Below are 19,120 nucleotides of genomic sequence, written 5' to 3'. Positions count from 1 at the left end.
TGACCGGGCAAGGGGCGTCGCAAGGGAGGGCGTTGCCGGGAGCCTTGCCTCTTCGCGCCTGCGAAATGCGGGTTTTCGATCCGCTTCGGTGGAATCGGGATTTTTCGGCACTCCATAATATCCCGGTTGCATCGCTCCGCCGGAGTCGATATCAAGCCTAACATCGTCTGGTTCGATATTGAGCCGGACGCGGAGGATCGCCCATCGATAGGGCGCCCCGGAGAGGATGTGGGGAGGTTGTATGAAGACTCATGCACTATTGCTGGCGGGTGTCGCTCTCGGGGCCTGCATCGCGATGCCGGCCTTTGCGCAGGCTGCTCCCGATGCCGACACGGATACGGGCCTGCAGGACATCGTGGTCACCGCGCAGCGCCAGTCGCAGTCGCTGCAGCGCGTCCCGATCGCGGTGACCGCGGTGACGGCCGGCGACCTCGCGTCGCGGCAGATCACCAACACGCTCAACCTCGAATCGGCGGTGCCGAACCTGACCCTGACCCAGAACGGCGTGTCGGTGACGCCCTTCCTGCGCGGCGTGGGATCGAACCAGTCCAACCCGAACGACGAGGCGTCGGTCGCGACCTATATCGACGGCGTCTACATCCCGTCGGTGACCGGCAACATCTTCAAGTTCAACAATGTCGAGCGGATCGAGGTGCTGAAGGGGCCGCAGGGCACGCTGTTCGGCCGCAACGCCACCGGCGGCGTCATCCAGATCGTCACCCGCGATCCCGACATCGACGCGCCGCTGCTCGACGTCAGCATCGGCGCCGGCAAATACGGCACGATCGAGGCCAATGGCTATGCCTCGACCGGGCTGGGCGAGAAGGCCGCGATCGACCTGGCGGTCAGCTTCGACCGCAACGACGGCTATGGCAAGGACATCAACCGCAACGCCGACATCTTCAAGCACAACCAGCTCGGCCTGCGCTCCAAGCTGCTGTTCAAGCCGGGCGAGAACACCGAGATCCGGCTGACCGCCGACTATAGCCGGCTCAATTCGACCGGCACCGACTATCAGCTCCGCCAGGGCGTGATCGGCGCCGACGGCGTCACCAGCTATCCCGGCAAGCGCCGCACCAACACCGACTGGAAGAACACCGGCGACAACGACATCTACGGCGCGTCGCTGCGCATCGACCAGGACATGGGCTTCGCGCGGCTCGCCAGCATCACCGGCTATCGCCATGTGAAAGGCGACTTCCACCTCGACCAGGACGCGACGCCGACGCCGATCGTCCAGGCCGACATCAACCAGTTCGCCGAGAGCTATTCGCAGGAATTGCAGCTCCTCGCGCCGACGGACTCGAAGATCGACTGGCTGGTCGGCGGTTATTATTTCCACGCCAAATATGCCTATACGCCGCTCCGCCTCGGCGGCCTCGCGGCGGCGCCGCTGCCCGCGATCGACCTGTTCGGCGATCAGAAGACCAAGTCGCTGTCGATCTACGGCCAGGCGACCGTGCCGGTCACCGCGACGACCAAGATCACCGGCGGCCTGCGCTACACCTATGAGAAGCAGGATACGGACGGCCGCACCGAGAGCGGCGGCGTCGTCTTCCCGCACGCGCCCAACGCGCTCTGCCCGGGGGCGACCACCGATTGCCCGCAGTCGCAAGACATCAAGAAGCTGACCTGGCGCGTCTCGATCGACCAGGAGCTGGGCGACGGCGTGCTCGGCTATCTCTCCTACAACCGCGGCATCAAGAGCGGCGGCTTCAACATGATCAACGCCGGCACCCCCGGCTACAAGCCCGAGATCCTCGACGCCTATGAGGCGGGGCTGAAGATGCAGCTGTTCGACCGCAGGGTGCGCCTGAACGCCGCCGCCTTCATCTACGACTATCAGGACATCCAGGTGTTCAACATCACCGGCGGCGGCGCGGTGCTGACCACCAACGCGGCGGCGGCGCGGGTCCACGGCTTCGACGCCGACATCGCGATCAAGGCGACGTCGAACCTGACGATCAGCGGCGGCTTCGGCTGGCTCGACGGCAAGTATACCGACTTCCCCAACGCGACCTACACGCCGCCGTCGCCGCTGATGGGGCCGCAGGTGCCGATCGACGCGACCGGCAACCGCATGATCTACGCGCCAAAATATAGCGGCAACGTCACCGTCGACTATCGCATGCCGACCAGCGTCGGCGAGTTCGGGGTCAACGTCTCGGCGGCGGTGCGCAGCCGGGTGTTCGTGACGGCGGCCAACCGGCTGGCGATCCCGGGCTATACGGTGGTCAACTCGACGCTGAGCTGGACCTCGCAGGATCAGCGCTTCGGCGCGCAATTCTGGGTCCGCAACCTGTTCGACAAGAATTATTACCTGAACCGCACCGAGCAGGCGCTCGGCGACATCCAGTTCCTGGCGCCGCCGCGCACGATCGGCGTGACGCTCAGCTTCAAGAGCCGCTAAGGCAGGAGGCATGGTGAAGATCAGCTATCTCGATCAGGACGGCACCCGGACCGATCTCGACGCCGGCGAGGGCACCAACCTGATGGAACTGGCGGTGCGGGGCGGCGTCACCACGATCGAGGGCGAGTGCGGCGGCGCGCTCGCCTGCGCCACCTGCCACGTCCATATCCCCGACGAGTGGCGCGGCGTGACCGGCGAGCCGTCCGACGACGAGCGCGAGATGCTCGAGTTCGGCGTCGGCGTCGACGAGCGCAGCCGGCTGTGCTGCCAGATACGCGTCACCGCGGCGATGGACGGGCTGGTCGTGCTGACGCCGGCCAGCCAGCGATAGTCGGACCAGGGACAGGCGGAGAAGCGGGATGCCGGACAGGAATTTCACCCAGGCCGACTACAACCATCACGATCCGAAGATCGCCCAGGACCCCTATGGCTTCCTGGCGAAGGTGCGCGGCGGCCAATGTCCGCTCGGCCATTCGGACGAGCTGGGCGGCTTCTATTTTCCGACCACCTATGACGGGGTGAAGCGGGTCTTCTCCGACTATCGCACCTTCACCTCGAACGAGGGGGCCGGGCTTCCCGCGCAGCTCGTCCGCTTCTTCCCGGTCGATCTCGATCCGCCGAACCACACCCGCTGGCGGCGCACGCTCAACCGCTTCTTCACCCAGGAGGCGGCGGAGGCCGACCGGCCCCGCATCCAGGGGCTGGCCGACAAGCTGATCGATGCCTTCGTCGAGCGCGGCAGCGCCGACCTGGTCAACGAATTCACCCGGCCCTTCCTGGCGATGACGATGCTGCCGGTGATCGGCTGCCCCGACGACGACCGGCCGATGCTGTCCGAAAAGCTGATGTGGATGGTCCACAACCGGCTGGTCGACCATGACGGCTGGGTCCGGCGCTATACCGAGATCGGCGATTATCTGATGGGCCTCGCCGCCGCGCGCCGGGTGGCGCCGCGTCGGGACGACCTGCTTCAATGCCTGATCGAGGAGGAGTTCGACGGCAAGCGTCTCAGCGACATGGAGGTGTACCAGGTCCTGATCCTCGCGCTGTTCGGCGCGCTCGATTCGACCAGTTCGGCGATGAGCGGATCGCTGTTCCACCTCGGCCAGCATCCCGAGGACAAGCGGCGGCTGCTGTCGGGCGAGGTGGCGTGGCCGGTCGCGATCGAGGAGTTCCTGCGCTTCACCACGCCGATCCAGACGCTGCGCCGCACCGTCGTGCAGGAGACCGAGCTCGACGGCGGCGCGCTCCATCCGGGCGACATCGTGCTGTGCATCAACGGCGCGGCCAATCGTGATCCCGACAAGTTCGCCGATCCCGACCGCTGCATCATCGACCGTGACGCGCGCGACCATATGTCGTTCGGATCGGGCGCGCATGTCTGCATCGGCCGCCATTATGCGCGGGTGATGATCGACACCTGCCTGAAGACGATGCTGGGCCGGATCGGCGACTATCGGATCGCGCCCGGCTTCACGCCCGACTATACTTCGAGCGAGGCGCGCGCGCTCAAGACGCTGATGGTGGAGTTCACGCCCGGACCGCGCCTGTCGGCCGGCTGATGGCCGATCTGACGGGCGAGGTGGCGCTGGTCACCGGCGCGACGGCGGGGCTCGGGCTCCGCTTCGCCCGGACGCTGGCGGCGGCCGGGGCGAGCGTCGCGGTCGCGGCGCGGCGCGGCGACCGGCTCGACGCGCTGGTCGCCGAGATCGAGGGGGCAGGCGGCCGCGCGCTGGCGATTCCGGCCGACCTGACCGACGCCGCCACGCTGGAAGGGGTGGTGGACGCCGCCCAGGCGAAGCTCGGCCTCGTCACCATCCTGGTCAACAATGCCGGCATCCCCGACGCGCAGCTCGCGACGCGGATGTCGCTCGAGCTGATCGACCGGGTGATCGCGCTCAACCTTCGCACCCCCTTCGTCCTGTCGCGCGAGGTGGCGAAGCGGCTGATCGCGGCGAAGCGGCCCGGTCGCATCGTCAACATCGCCTCGATGGCGGCCTTCCACAGCGCGCGGGCGGGATCGTCGCTCTATGCGACGACCAAGAGCGCGGTGGTGCGGATGACCGAGGCGCTGGCGGTCGAATGGGCGGCCTATCCGATCAACGTCAATGCGATCGCCCCCGGCGCCTTCCGGTCGGAGATGATGGAGGGGATGATCGAGCGGGTCGGCGACATGTCGCAGGGCTTTCCGCGCAAGCGGCTGGGCGACCCCGCCGACCTCGACGGCACCTTGCTGTTCCTCGCCTCGCAGGCCTCGGCGTATGTGACGGGCACCTGCATCAAGGTCGACGACGGCCAATATCCGCGATAGCCGTCCGGCCCGTTATGTGGGACAATGGCGGCCGAAGCGCGGCCTTGGGAACGATCCCGGCCGGCTTCGGTTGAATCCTAGAGTGATTTCGAGGCAGATGGAATCATCTGCCGGCTCGGAAATCACGGCAAGCAAAGCAGACTCGATCCGGTTCAACCTGAACCGGATCGAGTCTGGCATCGCCCCGTTGGGCGGACAGGAGAGACGCCATGAACCAAGCCGTTTCGGGCACGCCGGTGGAGACCAGCCATCGGCTGATTTTGGGCAGCCGGGTGAACGGCACGCCCGTGTTCAACAAGGATGGCGAGCGCATCGGCCATGTCGACGACCTGTCGATCGAGCGCGGCACCGGCCGGATCGTCTATGCGATCATGTCGTTCGGCGGTTTCCTGGGGATCGGGGAGAAATTCCACCCGCTCCCCTGGTCGCTGCTCGACTATGACGTGGAGCATGACGGCTATGTCGTGCCGCTCGACCGCTCGGCGCTCGAAGGCGCGCCGCATTACGGACGCGACGAGCTGGTCGAACTGGGCGGCGCGAGCATCCGCCATTACGACCAGCGCATCTTCGAATATTACGGGCCCTATGGCCCGCTGCCCTATTGGTGATAGCCGGCTTGCATCGGGCGGCAATGACGTCGTCGGACGGTTGATTTTCGCGCGCCGCCGTGGAAGGCGGTGAGGATGAGCGATATCGAAACCCGGCGGTTCGCCGCCCATGGCCTCACCCTGGTCGGCGACGTCGGCGGGCCCGAGGGCGCGCCCGTCGTCGTGCTGCTGCACGGCGGGGGGCAGACCCGGCATAGCTGGGCCGGCACGATGCAGCGGCTGATCGCCCAGGGCTATCGCGTCATCAACCTCGACGCGCGCGGCCATGGCGAGAGCGACTGGGCGCCCAACGGCAGCTACCGGCTGTCGGACATGGCGCAGGACCTGCGGATGGTGCTCGACACGGTCGACCGGCCGATCGCGCTGGTCGGGGCGTCGATGGGCGGGATGACCGCCTTCCACGCGATCGGCAGCAGCGACCGACCGATCGCCGACGCGCTGGTGATGGTCGACATCGTCCTCAAGCCCGCCGAGGCGGGGGCCAAGCGGATACAGGCGTTCATGCGGGCCTATCCCGACGGCTTCGCCTCGGTCGAGGAGGCCGCCGACGCCGTGTCCACCTATTATCCCGAACGGCCCCGCCCGAAGGACGTCAGCGGGCTGCGCAAGAATCTGCGGCTGCGCGAGGACGGCCGCTTCCGCTGGCACTGGGACCCCCGCATCCTCGACATGGGCCAGCGCGCCGAGCCGCCCGGCCCGTTCGAGACCCTCGCCATGCTGGCGTCGAAGGTGACGCTGCCGACCCTGCTGGTGCGCGGCGGCAAGAGCGACATCGTCGACGATGCGGGCGTGGCCGAGATGGTGCGGTTGGTGCCGCAGACCGAGATATTCGACGTGCCCGGCGCGGGCCATATGGTGGCCGGCGACATGAACGATCCCTTCAGCGCGGGGATGATCGCCTTCCTCGAACGCCACCTGCCTACCGGCGGCTGAGGCTTTCGGGGGCGGGGCCGCCGCTGGCCCAGTCGACCAGTTCGACGACATGGGCGATCGGCGTCGCGCTGCGCATGCCGATCTGCATCGCGCAGCCGATATTGCCGGTGGCGATGACGTCGGCGTCGAGCCGGTCGATCGCCGCGGCCTTGCGGTCGCCGAGCTTCCCGGCCAGTTCGGGCTGGAGGATGTTGTAGGTTCCCGCCGAACCGCAGCACAGATGCGCCTCGGCCGGCGTCTTCACCCGATAGCCCATGCGGGCGAGCAGCCGCTTCGGCGCCTCGGTGATCTTCTGGCCGTGCTGGAGCGAGCAGGCGGGGTGATAGGCGACGGTCAGCCCGCGCCCGTCGCCGGCCGGCAGGGCGAGCGTGTCGAGGAACTCGCTGACGTCCTTCGCCAGCGCCGAGACTCGCGCGGCGCGGTCGGCATAGGCCGGGTCGTCGCGCAGCAGGAAGCCATAATCCTTGATCGTCGTGCCGCAGCCCGACGCGGTGATCAGGATCGCGTCGAGCCCGCCGGCCTCGTCGATCTGGCGGCTCCAGGCGTCGACGTTGCGCCGGGCGGCGTCGCGCGCGGCCTCCTCGCGGCCCATATGGTGGACCAGCGCGCCGCAGCAGCCCTCGCCCGGCGCCAGCACCGCCTGATAGCCGAGCCGGCCGAGCAGCCGGATCGTCGCGGCGCGGACCTCGGGCTTGAGCACCGGCTCGGCGCAGCCCTGGAGCAGCACGACGCGGCCGACCGGGGTGGCCGGGCGCGGCGTGTCGCGTGTCGCGGCCCCGCTGCCGTGGCGTGGGGCGAGGCGGAGCATCGCGGCGAGCGGCCGGGCCCAGCCGATCCGGGCGAGCAGCGGCGCGGTCGGGCGGGCGAGCCGGGCGAGCGCGAGAGCGAGGCGGAAGCGGCCGGGATAGGGCAGCACCGCCGCGAGCAGGCCGCGGATCAGCCGCTCGGCCAGCGGGCGGCGATAGCGCCGCTCGATATAGGCGCGGGCATGGTCGACCAGATGCATGTAGTTCACGCCCGACGGGCAGGTCGTCATGCACGACAGGCAGGACAGGCAGCGGTCGACATGGCGCACTACCTGGGGCGTCGGCTCGGCCTCCTTCTCCAGCATGTTCTGGATCAGGTAGATGCGGCCGCGTGGGCTATCGAGCTCGTCGCCGAGCAGCACATAGGTCGGGCAGGTCGCAGTGCAGAAGCCGCAATGGACGCATTTGCGGATCACCGCCTCGGCGACCGCCGTCGCCGGATCGGCGAGCTGTTCGGGCGAGAAGTCAGTGCGCATGTACGTGGTCCAGGAAGCGGCCGGTCTCGAAGATGCCGGCGGGATCGAAGGCGCGGCGGACGCGCGCCTCGAGCGCCATCACCCCGGCTGCGCGCGGATGCTGCATCGGCACGCGGTCGCGCAGCTCGGCGGGGCCGCGCAGCAGCATGGCGTGGCCGCCTGCCGCCTCCGCCATGCTGCGGACCAGTGCGGGATCGCCGTCGAAGCCGAGCCAGACCAGCCCGCCGGCCCAGTCGAGCAGCCAGCGGCCACCGAGCGGATCGAACGCCGCGACGAAGCCCGGTGCGGCGGAGGGCGGCAACGCGACCCGCCACAGCGTCGCGGCCTCGGCGAGCGCTTCGGCTCGGCCGATCGACGCCCAGAGCGGCGCGGCCTCGTCGCCGGGCAGCTCGACCGTGTGGCCATGGCGTTCGAGCAGGCGGGGCAGGGCGGCGCAGCGCGCCTCGACCGAGGGCGCGAAGCCCTGCACCCGGAACAGGGTGACGGCGGCGCGGCCATCGAGCGGCGGGCGGTGCGCGGCGGCGGCGATCTCAGCCGGGCCGCCCATGGCATCGGCCATTGCCGCCTGCGCGGCCTCGGCGCCGAGCCCCTCGATCGCCATGGTGCGGACGACCCTGGGGCGGGGCAGCACCTTGAGGGTCAGCTCGGTGATCGCCGCGAGCCGGCCCCAGCTTCCGGCAACCAGCTTGGGCAGGTCGTAGCCGGTGACGTTCTTGACCACCTTGCCGCCCGCGACGAAGCGCTCGCCGCGCCCCGAGACGGCGGTGAAGCCGAGCAGATGGTCGCGCGCGCCGCCCGCCGTCAGCCGCCCGCTGCCCGCGACGCCGGCCGCGACCACGCCGCCGATCGTCGCGGCGCCGGATGCCTGCCCGAACAACGGGCCATGATCGAAGGGCTCGAAGGCGAGCATCTGCCCCTGATCGGCGACCAGCCGCTCGACCTCGGCCAGCGGGGTGCCGGGGCGGACGGTCAGCACCAGCTCGGGCGGGTCATAGTCGACCACCCCGGCGAAGCCGCGCAGGTCGACGATCTCGGCCTCGCGCGCCGCGCCGATCGCCGCCTTGCTGCCGCCGCCGCGCAGTTCGAGCCTGCCGCCGCGGCCGGCGGCGTCGGCGAACAGCCCTTCGAGGTCCTCGGCCGTGGTCGGACGGTGGACGGTCATCAGAAGCGCGGAAGATCGGGGAAGGGCAGCGCGCCGCCATGGACGTGCATCCGTCCCAGCTCGGCGCAGCGGTGCAGCGTCGGGAAGACCTTGCCCGGGTTGAGCAGCGAGGCCGGGTCGAAGGCGCATTTGACCCGCTGCTGCTGCTTCAGGTCGATGTCGCTGAACATCTCGGGCATCAGGTCGCGCTTCTCGACGCCGACGCCATGCTCGCCGGTCAGCACCCCGCCGACCTCGACGCAGAGGCGCAATATGTCGTTGCCGAATTCCTCGGCCCGCTCCAGATCGCCGGGCTTGTGCGCATCGTAGAGGATCAGCGGGTGGAGATTGCCGTCGCCGGCATGGAAGACGTTGGCGACGCCCAGCCCGTGATGCGCGGCCAGCTCGGACATGCGGCGCAGCACCTCGGGCAGGCGGCGGCGCGGGATGGTGCCGTCCATGCAATAATAATCGGGCGCGATCCGGCCGACGGCGGGGAAGGCGGCCTTGCGCCCCGCCCAGAAGGCCAGCCGCTCGGCATCGTCGTTGGAGACGCGCAGCGACACCGCGCCGTTGGCGTCGGCGATCCGCGCCACCTCGTCGACCAGATGGTCGCATTCGGCGGCGGGGCCGTCCATCTCGACGATCAGCAGCGCCTCGACGTTGAGCGGATAGCCGACCTGGACGAACGCCTCGGCGGCGTGGATGGCGGGGCGGTCCATCATCTCCATGCCCGCCGGGATGATGCCGGCGGCGATGACGTCGGCGACGCACTGGCCGGCGCTCTCGACGGTCGGGAAGCCGATCAGCGCGGCGCGCGCGGTCTCGGGCCGGGGCAGGATGCGGACGGTCACCTCGGTGACGACGCCGAGCAGCCCTTCCGAGCCGACGACGACGCCGAGCAGGTCGAGCCCGGCCGGATCGAGGTGGCGGCCGCCGAGGCGCAGCACCTCGCCCTCGATCGTCACCAGCTCGACGCCGAGGACGTTGTTGGTGGTCAGCCCATATTTCAGGCAGTGCACCCCGCCCGAATTCTCGGCGACGTTGCCGCCGATCGTGCAGGCGATCTGGCTCGACGGGTCGGGGGCGTAGTAGAAGCCCTGCTCCTCGACCGCGCGGGTGATGGCGAGGTTGGTGACGCCGGGCTGCACCACCGCGATCCGGTCGGCATAGTCGATGGCGAGGATGCGGTTGAAGCGCGCCATGCCGAGCAGCACAGCGTCGGCCAGCGGCAGCGCCCCGCCCGACAGCGACGTGCCCGCGCCGCGCGGCACGACCCGGACGCCGTTGGCGTGGCACCAGCGCAGCACCGCCGCGACCTGATCGACCGTCTCGGGCAGGACGACGACCATCGGCGGCTGGCGATAGGCGGTCAGCCCATCGCTCTCATAGGGGCGCAGCTCGTCGGCATCGTCGATCACGCCTTCGCCGGGCACGATCGCCCGCAGCGCCGCGACGATCTCCGCGCGGCGGCCGAGCACGGCCTCGTCCGGTGTCGGCATCCTCAACGTCATGCTCGATCATCCACCCCCGCCGCCGACTCCGCAACGGTCTTATCGGGCGGGTGATTTTTGCGGTAGCGGATATGATCGAAAAAGAGTTGTTCCTGCGTGGAACGAATGAGTGGCGGGCGCGGCCCATCCTCCCCCACCGTCATTCCCGCGAAGGCGGGAATCCACCAGGCCGCCTGGTCGTGTCTCTGTTGGTTCGGGACTCGTGTGTCGGTGGATTCCCGCCTTCGCGGGAATGACGAAGAAGAAGTCGCCGGCCGGTCCGCTGCGAACCGGCCGGGGAGCATCAGGCTCAGAAGGTGAAGCCCAGCGTCGCGCCCCATTCGCGGGGGCGGTTGTAGTTGGCTTCGTGGAAGCCGATGCCGTAATTGCTGTCGCCCGAGACGATGTAGCGCTCGTCGGTGAGGTTGTCGACGAACAGGCGCAGCGACCAGCGGCGGTTGGGCGCGGCGTAGCCCGCCGACAGGCCGAGCGTCTGATAGGCCTTCTGGTTGAGGAAGCGCGAGTTGACCGCGTCGTTGGCGTAGCGCGACGAGAAGTGGAAGTCCGCCCGCGCGTCGAGCCTGGCGTCGTTGCCCAGCGTGTAGGTGTAGGCGGCGCTGATCGTCCCCTGCCATTCGGGCGCCTTGGGCAGGCGGGTCGAGCGGCTGATGATCTGCTCGGGCGTGCTGACCAGCGCCGGATTGGCGCGGATCGCGGTGTAGTGACTGTCGAGATAGCCGAGATTGGCGGTGAGCTCGAGGCCGGGGAGGGGGATGGCGGTCAGCTCCGCCTCGAACCCCTTGATCCGCGCGTCGCCGGCGTTGAGCGTCACCGGCGCGCCGAGGTTCTCGAACACGGTGACCTGGATGCCCTTATAGTCGGTGGTGAAGGCGGCGAGGTTGAGGCGGAGCTTGCGGTCGAACGCGTCGATCTTGGTTCCGACCTCGAAGGTGGTGGCGTTTTCGGGGCCGAAGGACAGCACCGACGGGCGCGGCGCGACGTAGCGCAGGTTGAAGCCGCCGCTCTTGAAGCCCTTGCTGTAGGAGCCGTAGACCAGCACGTCGCCGATCCGATAGTCGACGCTGGCGCGCGGCGAGAATTTCTCGAACGACTGGGTGGTGACCGAGTTGCGGGGCACGAGCGGGATCAGCGTGCCGGCCGGCGCGCCGCCGAACAGGAAGGGCGAGGCCGATCCGGTGACGATATACTGGTCGGAGACAAAGCGCTTCTTGTCCTTGGTGTAGCGCCCGCCGGCGGTCAGCGACAGGCCGTCGACGATCGTCCAGGTCGCCTGGGCATAGGCGGCATAGCTCTTGTTCCGGACGTCGGCGATATCCTGGTAGATGGTGCCGACCACCTCGGGCAGGCGGACGACCAGCGGGTCCGATCCCTTCTCGTCGAAATAGAACAGGCCGGCGGCATATTTGACCGCGCCGTCGGCGACGTCGCCGACCGCCTGCAATTCCTGGGTGAACTGCTTGTGGCGATAGCCGTAGTTGGAGGTTTCGGTGATCACCAGCGGCGATCCGTCGGCGTCGCGGTTGAACGATCCGGTGGTCTTGCGATAGGCGGTGATCGACTTGATCGACAGGTTCTCGCTCGCCTCGAAGTCGAGCGTCAGCGCGGTGCCCCAGGCGTCGATGCTGCTGCCGTTCGGTCCGGTCGAATAGGTCCGGTCGCGGCCGGTGATGTAGTTGGCCGGGGTGTAGCGGTCGTTGCCGATCACCGGGATGACCGAGGGCGTCGACCCGAACGTGTTGTAGGCGAAGACCAGCGGCCCGTCCGCCAGCGTGCCGGTGATCCCGGCGAGCCGGTCGGCGGCGTTGTTCTCGCGCAGGCGGCTATAGTCGCCCGACAGGGTCGCCTTGAACCGGTCCGAAAAATCATGGACCAGCACCATCCGCGCGGCCTGCCGGTTCTCGTTGCCGAGGTCGGTCAGCGGCGTTCCGCCGAGCAGCGACTTCTGCTGCGCTGTATAAGCAGACTTGACGAAGCCGTTCTTATCCTTGGAGGAAACCGAGATACGGACCGCCGTGTCGGGGCCGAGCGGCAGGCTGACCGAACCGCGCAGATAGCGGCGGCCATAATTGCCGAGCGAGGCTTCGAGCGAGCCGCCGAATTCCTTCTCCGGCATCTTCGAGATGATCGAGATGGCGCCGCCGATCGTGTTGCGGCCGAACAGCGTCCCCTGCGGCCCGCGGAGGATCTCCATCCGCTCGATGTCGAGCACGTCGAGCACGCCGCCGACCGATCGGGAGACATAGACGCCGTCGACATAGGTGCCGACGCCGGGATCGGTGGTCAGCGCGAAATCCTGCTGGCCGATGCCGCGGATGAACACCGACGCGGCGTTGGACGCGCCGCTGATCGGGGAGGTGAAGTCGAACGAGACGTTGGGCGCGAGGCGCGACACCTGCTGGATGTCGGACAGCCCCTTGCGGCTGATCGCGTCGGCGGTGAAGGCCGAGATCGCGATCGGTGTCGACTGCATATTCTCGTTTCTTTTCTGGGCAGTGACGACGATTTCTTCAATCGTGTCCGAACTACCGGCAGCCTCCTGCGCGACGGCCGGGGCCGCCGCCGCGAGTAGCGCCGCGCCAGCCAGCGCGAGGCCGAGCGCCCGATCGCTCGCACCCGATGTGAGGAATGGCTTCATCATGATCTCCCTGTCCTTTTGGTTTCGGGGAGGAGTGTATGCCGATGGGCGCGGGGCTCTTGCTTGCACCGGAGCGATGCTTTGTTCGGTGCGGCGTCCATCGCGCCGTCATCCTGACGAAAGTCAGGATCTCCCTGTTCTTCGTCCCCGCCTGAAGCGCGCAAAGGCAGGGAGATCCTGGCTTTCGCCAGGATGACGATGGAGGGAGGAAGCCCGCCTCAGCGCGGCATCTGTTTCAGGAAGCCGGTGTCCGGGTGGCAGTTGCGATAGTCGTAGAGCTGCTGGTCGGGGGTGACGACATAGACCTCGTGCCACAGGCGCAGCTTCAGGTCGAAGTTGAGCTGCTGCACGATCCGCATGAAGGTGCCGAAGATGGCGAGGTGCGAGGGGTGCGCCTCCGACCAGTTCTCCATGTCGCCGAGCGAGCGCCAGTAGCTCCAGCCGAAGCTCTTCTCCTGCGGCGCGCCGTCCATGTCGACGATGCGCATGTAGCGGTTGAGGTAGCAGCCGCATTCGCCGCCCCGGTCGCGCAGGAAATCCATGCCCGCGCGCAGCACCGGCTCGATCTCGGCGAGGTAGAGGCGGCGTTCCTCGCCGCCGGTCGGGCCCCAGTCCTGGCCCGAGCGGATGATCGCGATATTGTCGTGGCCGCGCACCGTGACGCGGCCGGCGCCGTCGGCCGCGAAGCCGAGCTGGCCGGCCGGCTCCAGCGCGTCGGTCTGGGCGATCGGGAAACGGTCGCGCGCCGAGCCCCAATAGGCATGTTCCTGCACCGGCGGGCTGCGCCGTTCGAGCGCGCGGCCCAGGCCCTCCATCTCGTCCTCGGTGCTGTAGAGCGTCTCCAGCCGCTCGACCGTCGGCGTCAGTATCTCGCGGAACTGGCCGAGGCCGGTCTCGGCGGCGAGGAGCGCGGCGACGTCGGCGCGCGCTTCCCAGCGGCGGAAGGCGGCGGGGTCGGTCCAATAGGGCTGGAGGACGAGCGTGTCGTAACCGGCCTCGTCGACATAGCGGGCGAGGTCGACATGGCGGACGCCGCCGTCGGTATCGAGCGTCGCGCGCAGCGCACCGACATGCGCCAGCGCGGCGGCGGGGTCGCGGGGCTCGCGCCACTGCACGCCGTAGCTCGCCATCACCACCTGCCCGATGGCGGGATCGATCCGCGCCGACCAGGCGGGGTAGGGCGGCGCATAATCGTCGGCGATCCGCCGCGGGCGCGAGCGCGGACAGGCGAGGTGCGGGGTGATCGACGAGTCCATGGTGCCTCCCTGCGGTGATCCTGCCCGCGATGCCCTTGTTTAGGAACCGGCCTTTTCGGCGATGTCCTCGAACGCGGCCGGCGGGACGGGCGGGTCCTGCGGTGATCCGAAAGGCTGGCCGAAATGCTGGACCGGGCGGCTGCGGTGCGGGTTGAACAGCAGCCGGGCGACGTCGGGCCGCGAATAATGGCCGGTCGGGTCGGCGGCGGTCTTGGCATAGGCGATCATCGACAGGTCGATCTCGGCATAAAGCAGCCCGTCCTGGTCCTCGGGGATCGGATCGCACAGCGCCCGGCCGTCGGGGCCGAAGATCATCGCATGGCCGCCGCCCGGCGCGAGCAGCTCGCGCTTGGCGTCGCTGTCGCACATCAGCTCGATCATCTCGGGCGAGATGATGCCGCAGGAGGCGACGACGAAGCACTGCCCCTCGACCGCATACATCCGGCTCGCCGCCAGGTTGACCTCGGGCCCCAGCGCATAGGCCTTGCCCGGATAGAGCGAGAAGCTGGGCCAGGAGGCGACATGGACCTGCTCGTCCTGCGCATACATGGCGTAGCGATTGAGCGGGTTGAGATGCTCCCAGCAGCACAGCGCGCCGAGATTGCCGACCTCGGTTGGATGGACGGCGAGGTCGCTGCCATCGCCCTCGCCGAAGATGGTCCGCTCGACATGGGTCGACTTGAGCTTGCGGCGTGGGGTGATCGTGCCGTCGGGGGCGATGATGAGCTGGGCGATGTAGAGGCTGCCGGCGGCGCGCTCCGAATAGCCCATGACGACGCGGATGCCGTTGTCGCGCGCGCAGGCGGCGAGTCGTTGCGCCTCGGGCCCGTCGGCGGTCATGCAGTTGGCGAAGTGGCGGGTGACGAACTGCATCCCCCAGGCCGGCGAATCCAGCCAGGCCCACCAGGGATAGCCGGGCAGCCAGCATTCGGGAAAGGCGATCAGCCGGGCGCCCTGCGCCGCCGCCTCGCGGATCAGGCCGATCGCCTTCTCCACCCCCGCCTCGAGATCGAGGAAGGCCGGGGCGGCCTGGACCGCGGCAACCTTGAACGGACCGTCCGACATGCAATCTTCTCCCTGGAACCACGTCTTTCGCCGATCGGCGGACCGGCCATGTCCGGAACATCCACGGTTGGATCGTGGCCGTCTTTGCTCCACGGGCCCCGGCCTTTGTCGCGAGCGGCATGGGGGGCAAATCGGCAATGCATTCGGGTTTCGACTGATCTATGCTCCGGGTTCAGGGGGACGTTGCCATGTCCGAACATCTGCTGAGCACCGACACGGTCCGCGCGAAGGAACGATTGCCCTATTGGTGCGACATGGTGTGCGACACCTTCGTCGAGCTCGACTGCGAGAGCCAGGAATCCGACAGCTTCTCGGGCGAGCTGCGCAACATCGCGTTCGGCGCGATCCAGATATCGATGGTGGAGTCGGTCGCGCAGCGGGTCCGCCGCACGCGCAGCCGCATCGCCGGATCGACCCGCGACCATTTCCTGCTGAGCCTGCAACTGCGCGGTACCGGCGCGATCTGCCAGGACAGCCGCGTCGCGAAGCTCTCGCCCGGCGATTTCGCGCTCTACGATTCGATCCGGCCCTATGAGCTGCGCTTCGACGACAGCTTCTCGCAGGTCGTGCTGCGCCTGCCGCGCGAGACAGTGACCGGGCGGCTGATCGACAGCCATATGCTGACCGCGCGGCGGATCGACGGGCAGCGCGGCGTCGGGCTGCTGGCGTCGAGCTTCATCCGCCAGCTCCACGAGCAGCGCGCGGACATCGACGATCTCAGCCTCGGCCGGTTGCAGGCCAATGCGGTCGACCTGATGGCGACCGCGCTCGCCGAGCAGACCGGCGGCCAGGCGCGGACCAACGAGGGGCAGGCGATCATCCGCCAGCGGGTCTGCGCCTTCATCGACCGCAACCTCGGCGACCATCGCCTGACCTGCGAGGGGATCGCGGCCGCGCACGGCATCTCGCAGCGCTATTTGCGCAAGATCTTCGAATCCTCGTCGACGACGGTGTCCGACTGGATCTGGTCGCGCCGGCTCGAACAGGCCAAGGCCGACCTCTCCGACCCGCTGCTCGCCCATGTCTCGGTGACGGCGATCGGCTTCGACGTCGGCTTCAAGGACGCGGCCCATTTCAGCCGCGCCTTCCGCTCGCGCTTCGGCATGTCGCCGCGCGAATGGCGCAACAGCGCGGGGTCGCGGCACAACTGACGGAAGACATTCCAATTTCATGCGCTAGTTGGCAAAATTCTTGCGCATAAGTCGCCTTCCGAGATATGGTTTTGCCATGATCGGAGGGTGAGGGATGGCGGCGGAACTCGATGCGTTCGATCGCAAGATATTGGCGCTGCTCCAGGAGAATGCCGACCAGTCGACCGCCGAGATCTCCGAGGCGGTCGGCCTGTCGCCGTCGCCCTGCTGGCGGCGCATCCAGCGGCTCCGCGAGGAAGGCTATATCAAGGCGCAGGTGGCGCTGGTCGACCGGCGCAAGATCGGGCTCAACACGCAGGTGTTCGCGCAGGTCAAGCTCAACGCCCATGGCCGGTCGCATCTGGAGGAGTTCAGCGACGCGATCCGCGGCTTTGCCGAGGTGCTCGACTGCTACGTCACCATGGGGCCGACGGACTTCCTGCTGCGCATCGTCGCCGCCGATATCGACGCCTATGAGCGTTTCTTCTTCGACAAGCTGTCGCGGGTGCCGGGGGTACAGGAGATCAATTCGATCGTCGCGCTGTCGGAGATCAAGTCGACCACCGAGCTGCCATTGACCGCGGTCTGAGCACGACGGCCGACGGAGGCGATTGCGATCGGGCCACGCGACCTCTAGAGCATCGTGCGCTTAATTTGACGCATCCGCGTCCGCTCATCCTGAGGAGGGACTGAGCCTTGGCGAAGGCCCGTCTCGAAGGATCCCGTGTCCTTCGAGACGCCATTTCGCCTTCGCTCAATGGCTCCTCAGGATGAGCGGTTCAGATAAACCGCACGATGCTCCAATCGGGGCGCGATCTTGCCGAGGGGACCCCATGCTGCGCCGCCTGTACGACTGGACGATGGCCAAGGCGGCGCACCGCCATGCCGAATGGTGGCTGGCCGCCTTCGCCTTCATGGAGGCGAGCTTCTTCCCGGTGCCGCCGCATCCGCTGCTGGGGCTGATGTGCCTGGCCGAGCCGAAGAAGGCGATCCGCTTCGCCGCCGTCGCGACGCTCGCATCGGTGGCGGGCGGCCTGCTCGGCTATGCGATCGGCCATTTCGCCTATGAGGCGTTCGGCGAGGCGCTGTTGCGCGCGCTGGGCCTGGCGGAGAGCTTCCCCAAGGCGGCCTGCTACCTGCGCGACTATGGCGCGGAGATCATCGTCGTGAAGGGCGCGACGCCGATCCCGTTCAAGCTGCTGACGATCACGGCGGGCTTCATCGGCATGAACCTGCTGGTGTTCATCGGCGCGTCGATCATCTCGCGGTCGATCAGCTTCATGATCGTCGGTGTCCTGTTCCGCCTGTTCGGCGCGCCGATCAAGGCGATGATCGACAGGCATCTCGGCAAGGTGACCGCTGCCTTCGCGGTCCTCGTCGTCGCGGGCTTCCTCGCTATCGCCCTGCTCGGTGGCGGGGCGAAGCAGACCAGCGAGAAATGCGCTGGCGTGGCGTCGGTGACCGCCGGCTGAAGGGTGCTCGAAGCGGCTCCCTCGGTTAGATTGTTGTTTTGCCGCGACTTCCCGACCGCCGGATGTTTCCATCCGCCCCGAAATGGCTCTACTAGGCCGAACCCCCGATGATGGAACGACAGGTGACGCTCTTGACCCATGACCACGACCTGGCCCTGGGCCGCCCCGCCGAGCAGAGTTCGGCCTGCCATTGGTCGGCGGCCGGATCGACCCGCGAGGATGCCGCCTTCGTCGTCGAAGGCATCATCGACCGGACCGATCGCGAATATGCCAACCACACTGCCGAGGAGCTGTTCCCCTGGTGGCAGGTCGATCTCGGCGCGGCCTATCGGATCGACATGGTCCGGCTGTTCAACCGGCGCAGCCATGCCGAGCGCCTTTCCCGCTTCACCATCCTCGGCTCGGTCGACCAGGCGAACTGGACGGCGATCCACCGCCATGACGGCCAGCCGGTGCTGGGGGCCGGCGACGAGGGCGCGGCGATCGCGATCGATCGCCCCAATCTGGCCCGCTATGTCCGGGTGCGGCTGGACGGTTTCGCGCCGCTGCACCTGCGCGCGGTCCAGGTCTTCGGGCATCTTCCCGATGAGAAGGACGCCGACGCCCTGGCCGCGTTCGTCGCCCGGCTTGCCGCCGAGCGCGACGCCGTCGTGGCCGGGCGCACCGGAAGGATGCTGAAGATCGGCAATCTTCAGATATTCGCCGACGAGGAGCGCTACAGCCCGCCGATCATCCGGTCGCTGGAGGATGGCGGCTATGAGGGGCCGGAGCGCAGCATCCTCTACGCCGCGCTCCGCCCGCAGGATCGCGTGCTGGAGATCGGGACCGCGGTGGGCGTCCTGTCGATGACCGCCGCGTCGATCGTCGGTCCGGAGAGCGTCGCCACCTACGAAGCCAATCCCTATATCCTGGAGGATGCCCGCCGGAACTTCGCCGCCAACGGCTTCGGCGCGATCCGCTCGACCAATGCCGTGTTGCAGGCGCGGGCGAAGATGGCGGAGGTGCCGCCGACCATGCCCTTCGCCCTGTCGCGGGATTTCTGGGCGTCCCGGCTGGGCGCCACGATCGGCGACCCGGACATCGTCGAGGTCGTCGACATCCCGACCGCCAGCCTCGAGGATGCGATCGAGGCGCATCGCGCCAATGTCCTGGTCTGCGACATCGAAGGCGGCGAGGCCGGCCTGCTGCTGGAGGCGGACCTGAGCGCGATCGACACGATCGTCATCGAAACCCATTATTGGGCGGCCGGGCGGCGGGCCATTTCCGACCTGATCCGCAAGTTCGTCTCCGACGGCTTCGATCTCGACCTCGACCTGAGCGCGCATCATGTGAGCTGTTTCCGCCGGGGGCTTTCCTGACGGCG

General features: G+C 68.3%; 16 protein-coding genes. 10 read left to right on the top strand and 6 right to left on the bottom strand.

All coding sequences use genetic code 11. The features are described from left to right. Window positions 1-295 precede the first annotated feature (295 nt). From HRJ34_RS07635 to HRJ34_RS07610, 6 genes are all read left to right on the top strand, one after another. On the top strand, window positions 296-2,410 hold the full coding sequence (locus HRJ34_RS07635) for a TonB-dependent receptor (protein ID WP_226949097.1): 2,115 nt from the start codon (window positions 296-298) through the stop codon (window positions 2,408-2,410). A gap of 10 nt (window positions 2,411-2,420) precedes the next feature. Beyond that, entirely contained in the window at window positions 2,421-2,741 is a 321-nt protein-coding gene (locus HRJ34_RS07630; protein WP_016746291.1) for a 2Fe-2S iron-sulfur cluster-binding protein, read from the top strand. A 28-nt stretch (window positions 2,742-2,769) separates the two neighbouring features. Continuing rightward, complete coding sequence (locus HRJ34_RS07625; protein ID WP_208633752.1) at window positions 2,770-3,972, top strand: cytochrome P450; 1,203 nt, start codon at window positions 2,770-2,772, stop codon at window positions 3,970-3,972. Continuing rightward, window positions 3,972-4,721 (top strand): SDR family NAD(P)-dependent oxidoreductase, encoded by a 750-nt coding sequence (locus HRJ34_RS07620; protein ID WP_208633751.1) that lies wholly within the window; start codon window positions 3,972-3,974, stop codon window positions 4,719-4,721. Before HRJ34_RS07625 ends, HRJ34_RS07620 begins: the two co-directional genes overlap by 1 nt. 209 nt (window positions 4,722-4,930) lie before the next feature. Next, complete coding sequence (locus HRJ34_RS07615) at window positions 4,931-5,329, top strand: PRC-barrel domain-containing protein (RefSeq protein WP_011951840.1); 399 nt, start codon at window positions 4,931-4,933, stop codon at window positions 5,327-5,329. Between the two features lie 75 nt (window positions 5,330-5,404). Then, complete coding sequence (locus tag HRJ34_RS07610; RefSeq protein ID WP_016746089.1) at window positions 5,405-6,262, top strand: alpha/beta fold hydrolase; 858 nt, start codon at window positions 5,405-5,407, stop codon at window positions 6,260-6,262. Here HRJ34_RS07610 and glcF read toward each other — a convergent pair. The 6 genes from glcF to HRJ34_RS07580 form a co-directional block, all read right to left on the bottom strand. Next, window positions 6,249-7,544 (bottom strand): glycolate oxidase subunit GlcF, encoded by a 1,296-nt coding sequence (gene glcF, locus HRJ34_RS07605; protein ID WP_208633750.1) that lies wholly within the window; start codon window positions 7,542-7,544, stop codon window positions 6,249-6,251. The two genes, HRJ34_RS07610 and glcF, sit on opposite strands and share 14 nt — an antisense overlap. Next, window positions 7,534-8,706 carry an FAD-binding protein gene (locus HRJ34_RS07600; protein ID WP_208633749.1) on the bottom strand — a complete coding sequence of 391 codons (1,173 nt, stop codon included), beginning with the start codon at window positions 8,704-8,706 and terminating at the stop codon, window positions 7,534-7,536. The genes glcF and HRJ34_RS07600 overlap by 11 nt, the downstream gene beginning before the upstream one ends. After that, window positions 8,706-10,187, bottom strand: a complete 1,482-nt coding sequence (locus HRJ34_RS07595; protein WP_226949096.1) for an FAD-linked oxidase C-terminal domain-containing protein — start codon at window positions 10,185-10,187, stop codon at window positions 8,706-8,708. Before HRJ34_RS07595 ends, HRJ34_RS07600 begins: the two co-directional genes overlap by 1 nt. Before the next feature lie 301 nt (window positions 10,188-10,488). Further along, window positions 10,489-12,834 (bottom strand): TonB-dependent receptor, encoded by a 2,346-nt coding sequence (locus tag HRJ34_RS07590; protein ID WP_208633747.1) that lies wholly within the window; start codon window positions 12,832-12,834, stop codon window positions 10,489-10,491. Between the two features lie 218 nt (window positions 12,835-13,052). Continuing rightward, complete coding sequence (locus tag HRJ34_RS07585; protein ID WP_208633746.1) at window positions 13,053-14,090, bottom strand: phenylacetaldoxime dehydratase family protein; 1,038 nt, start codon at window positions 14,088-14,090, stop codon at window positions 13,053-13,055. A gap of 39 nt (window positions 14,091-14,129) precedes the next feature. Then, window positions 14,130-15,155, bottom strand: a complete 1,026-nt coding sequence (locus HRJ34_RS07580) for a carbon-nitrogen hydrolase family protein (protein ID WP_208633745.1) — start codon at window positions 15,153-15,155, stop codon at window positions 14,130-14,132. Between the two features lie 188 nt (window positions 15,156-15,343). On the opposite strand from HRJ34_RS07580, the gene HRJ34_RS07575 reads away from it, so the two are divergent. The 4 genes from HRJ34_RS07575 (at window position 15,344) to HRJ34_RS07560 (ending at window position 19,115) form a co-directional block, all read left to right on the top strand. Next, window positions 15,344-16,306 carry an AraC-like ligand-binding domain-containing protein gene (locus HRJ34_RS07575; protein WP_226949095.1) on the top strand — a complete coding sequence of 321 codons (963 nt, stop codon included), beginning with the start codon at window positions 15,344-15,346 and terminating at the stop codon, window positions 16,304-16,306. 94 nt (window positions 16,307-16,400) lie between these two features. After that, complete coding sequence (locus tag HRJ34_RS07570) at window positions 16,401-16,874, top strand: Lrp/AsnC family transcriptional regulator (protein WP_011951830.1); 474 nt, start codon at window positions 16,401-16,403, stop codon at window positions 16,872-16,874. A 244-nt stretch (window positions 16,875-17,118) separates the two neighbouring features. Next, complete coding sequence (locus tag HRJ34_RS07565) at window positions 17,119-17,757, top strand: YqaA family protein (RefSeq protein WP_011951829.1); 639 nt, start codon at window positions 17,119-17,121, stop codon at window positions 17,755-17,757. A 122-nt stretch (window positions 17,758-17,879) separates the two neighbouring features. Beyond that, window positions 17,880-19,115 carry an FkbM family methyltransferase gene (locus tag HRJ34_RS07560; RefSeq protein WP_226949094.1) on the top strand — a complete coding sequence of 412 codons (1,236 nt, stop codon included), beginning with the start codon at window positions 17,880-17,882 and terminating at the stop codon, window positions 19,113-19,115. Window positions 19,116-19,120 lie beyond the last annotated feature (5 nt).

Source organism: Rhizorhabdus wittichii, assembly GCF_017607425.1.
Classification (GTDB): Bacteria; Pseudomonadota; Alphaproteobacteria; order Sphingomonadales; family Sphingomonadaceae; genus Rhizorhabdus; species Rhizorhabdus wittichii.
Note: the sequence above shows the minus strand (reverse complement) of the source record. Positions and strands in the feature narration are given on the sequence as shown.

Excerpts from the sequence above, each read along its gene's own strand:
- HRJ34_RS07635 (WP_226949097.1), top strand. The coding sequence starts at position 296 with ATGCCGGCCTTTGCGCAGGCTGCTCCCGATGCCGACACGGATACGGGC.
- HRJ34_RS07630 (WP_016746291.1), top strand. The coding sequence starts at position 2,421 with ATGGTGAAGATCAGCTATCTCGATCAGGACGGCACCCGGACCGATCTC.
- HRJ34_RS07625 (WP_208633752.1), top strand. The coding sequence starts at position 2,770 with ATGCCGGACAGGAATTTCACCCAGGCCGACTACAACCATCACGATCCG.
- HRJ34_RS07620 (WP_208633751.1), top strand. The coding sequence starts at position 3,972 with ATGGCCGATCTGACGGGCGAGGTGGCGCTGGTCACCGGCGCGACGGCG.
- HRJ34_RS07615 (WP_011951840.1), top strand. The coding sequence starts at position 4,931 with ATGAACCAAGCCGTTTCGGGCACGCCGGTGGAGACCAGCCATCGGCTG.
- HRJ34_RS07610 (WP_016746089.1), top strand. The coding sequence starts at position 5,405 with ATGAGCGATATCGAAACCCGGCGGTTCGCCGCCCATGGCCTCACCCTG.
- glcF (WP_208633750.1), bottom strand. The coding sequence starts at position 7,544 with ATGCGCACTGACTTCTCGCCCGAACAGCTCGCCGATCCGGCGACGGCG.
- HRJ34_RS07600 (WP_208633749.1), bottom strand. The coding sequence starts at position 8,706 with ATGACCGTCCACCGTCCGACCACGGCCGAGGACCTCGAAGGGCTGTTC.
- HRJ34_RS07595 (WP_226949096.1), bottom strand. The coding sequence starts at position 10,187 with ATGCCGACACCGGACGAGGCCGTGCTCGGCCGCCGCGCGGAGATCGTC.
- HRJ34_RS07590 (WP_208633747.1), bottom strand. The coding sequence starts at position 12,834 with ATGAAGCCATTCCTCACATCGGGTGCGAGCGATCGGGCGCTCGGCCTC.
- HRJ34_RS07585 (WP_208633746.1), bottom strand. The coding sequence starts at position 14,090 with ATGGACTCGTCGATCACCCCGCACCTCGCCTGTCCGCGCTCGCGCCCG.
- HRJ34_RS07580 (WP_208633745.1), bottom strand. The coding sequence starts at position 15,155 with ATGTCGGACGGTCCGTTCAAGGTTGCCGCGGTCCAGGCCGCCCCGGCC.
- HRJ34_RS07575 (WP_226949095.1), top strand. The coding sequence starts at position 15,344 with ATGTCCGAACATCTGCTGAGCACCGACACGGTCCGCGCGAAGGAACGA.
- HRJ34_RS07570 (WP_011951830.1), top strand. The coding sequence starts at position 16,401 with ATGGCGGCGGAACTCGATGCGTTCGATCGCAAGATATTGGCGCTGCTC.
- HRJ34_RS07565 (WP_011951829.1), top strand. The coding sequence starts at position 17,119 with ATGCTGCGCCGCCTGTACGACTGGACGATGGCCAAGGCGGCGCACCGC.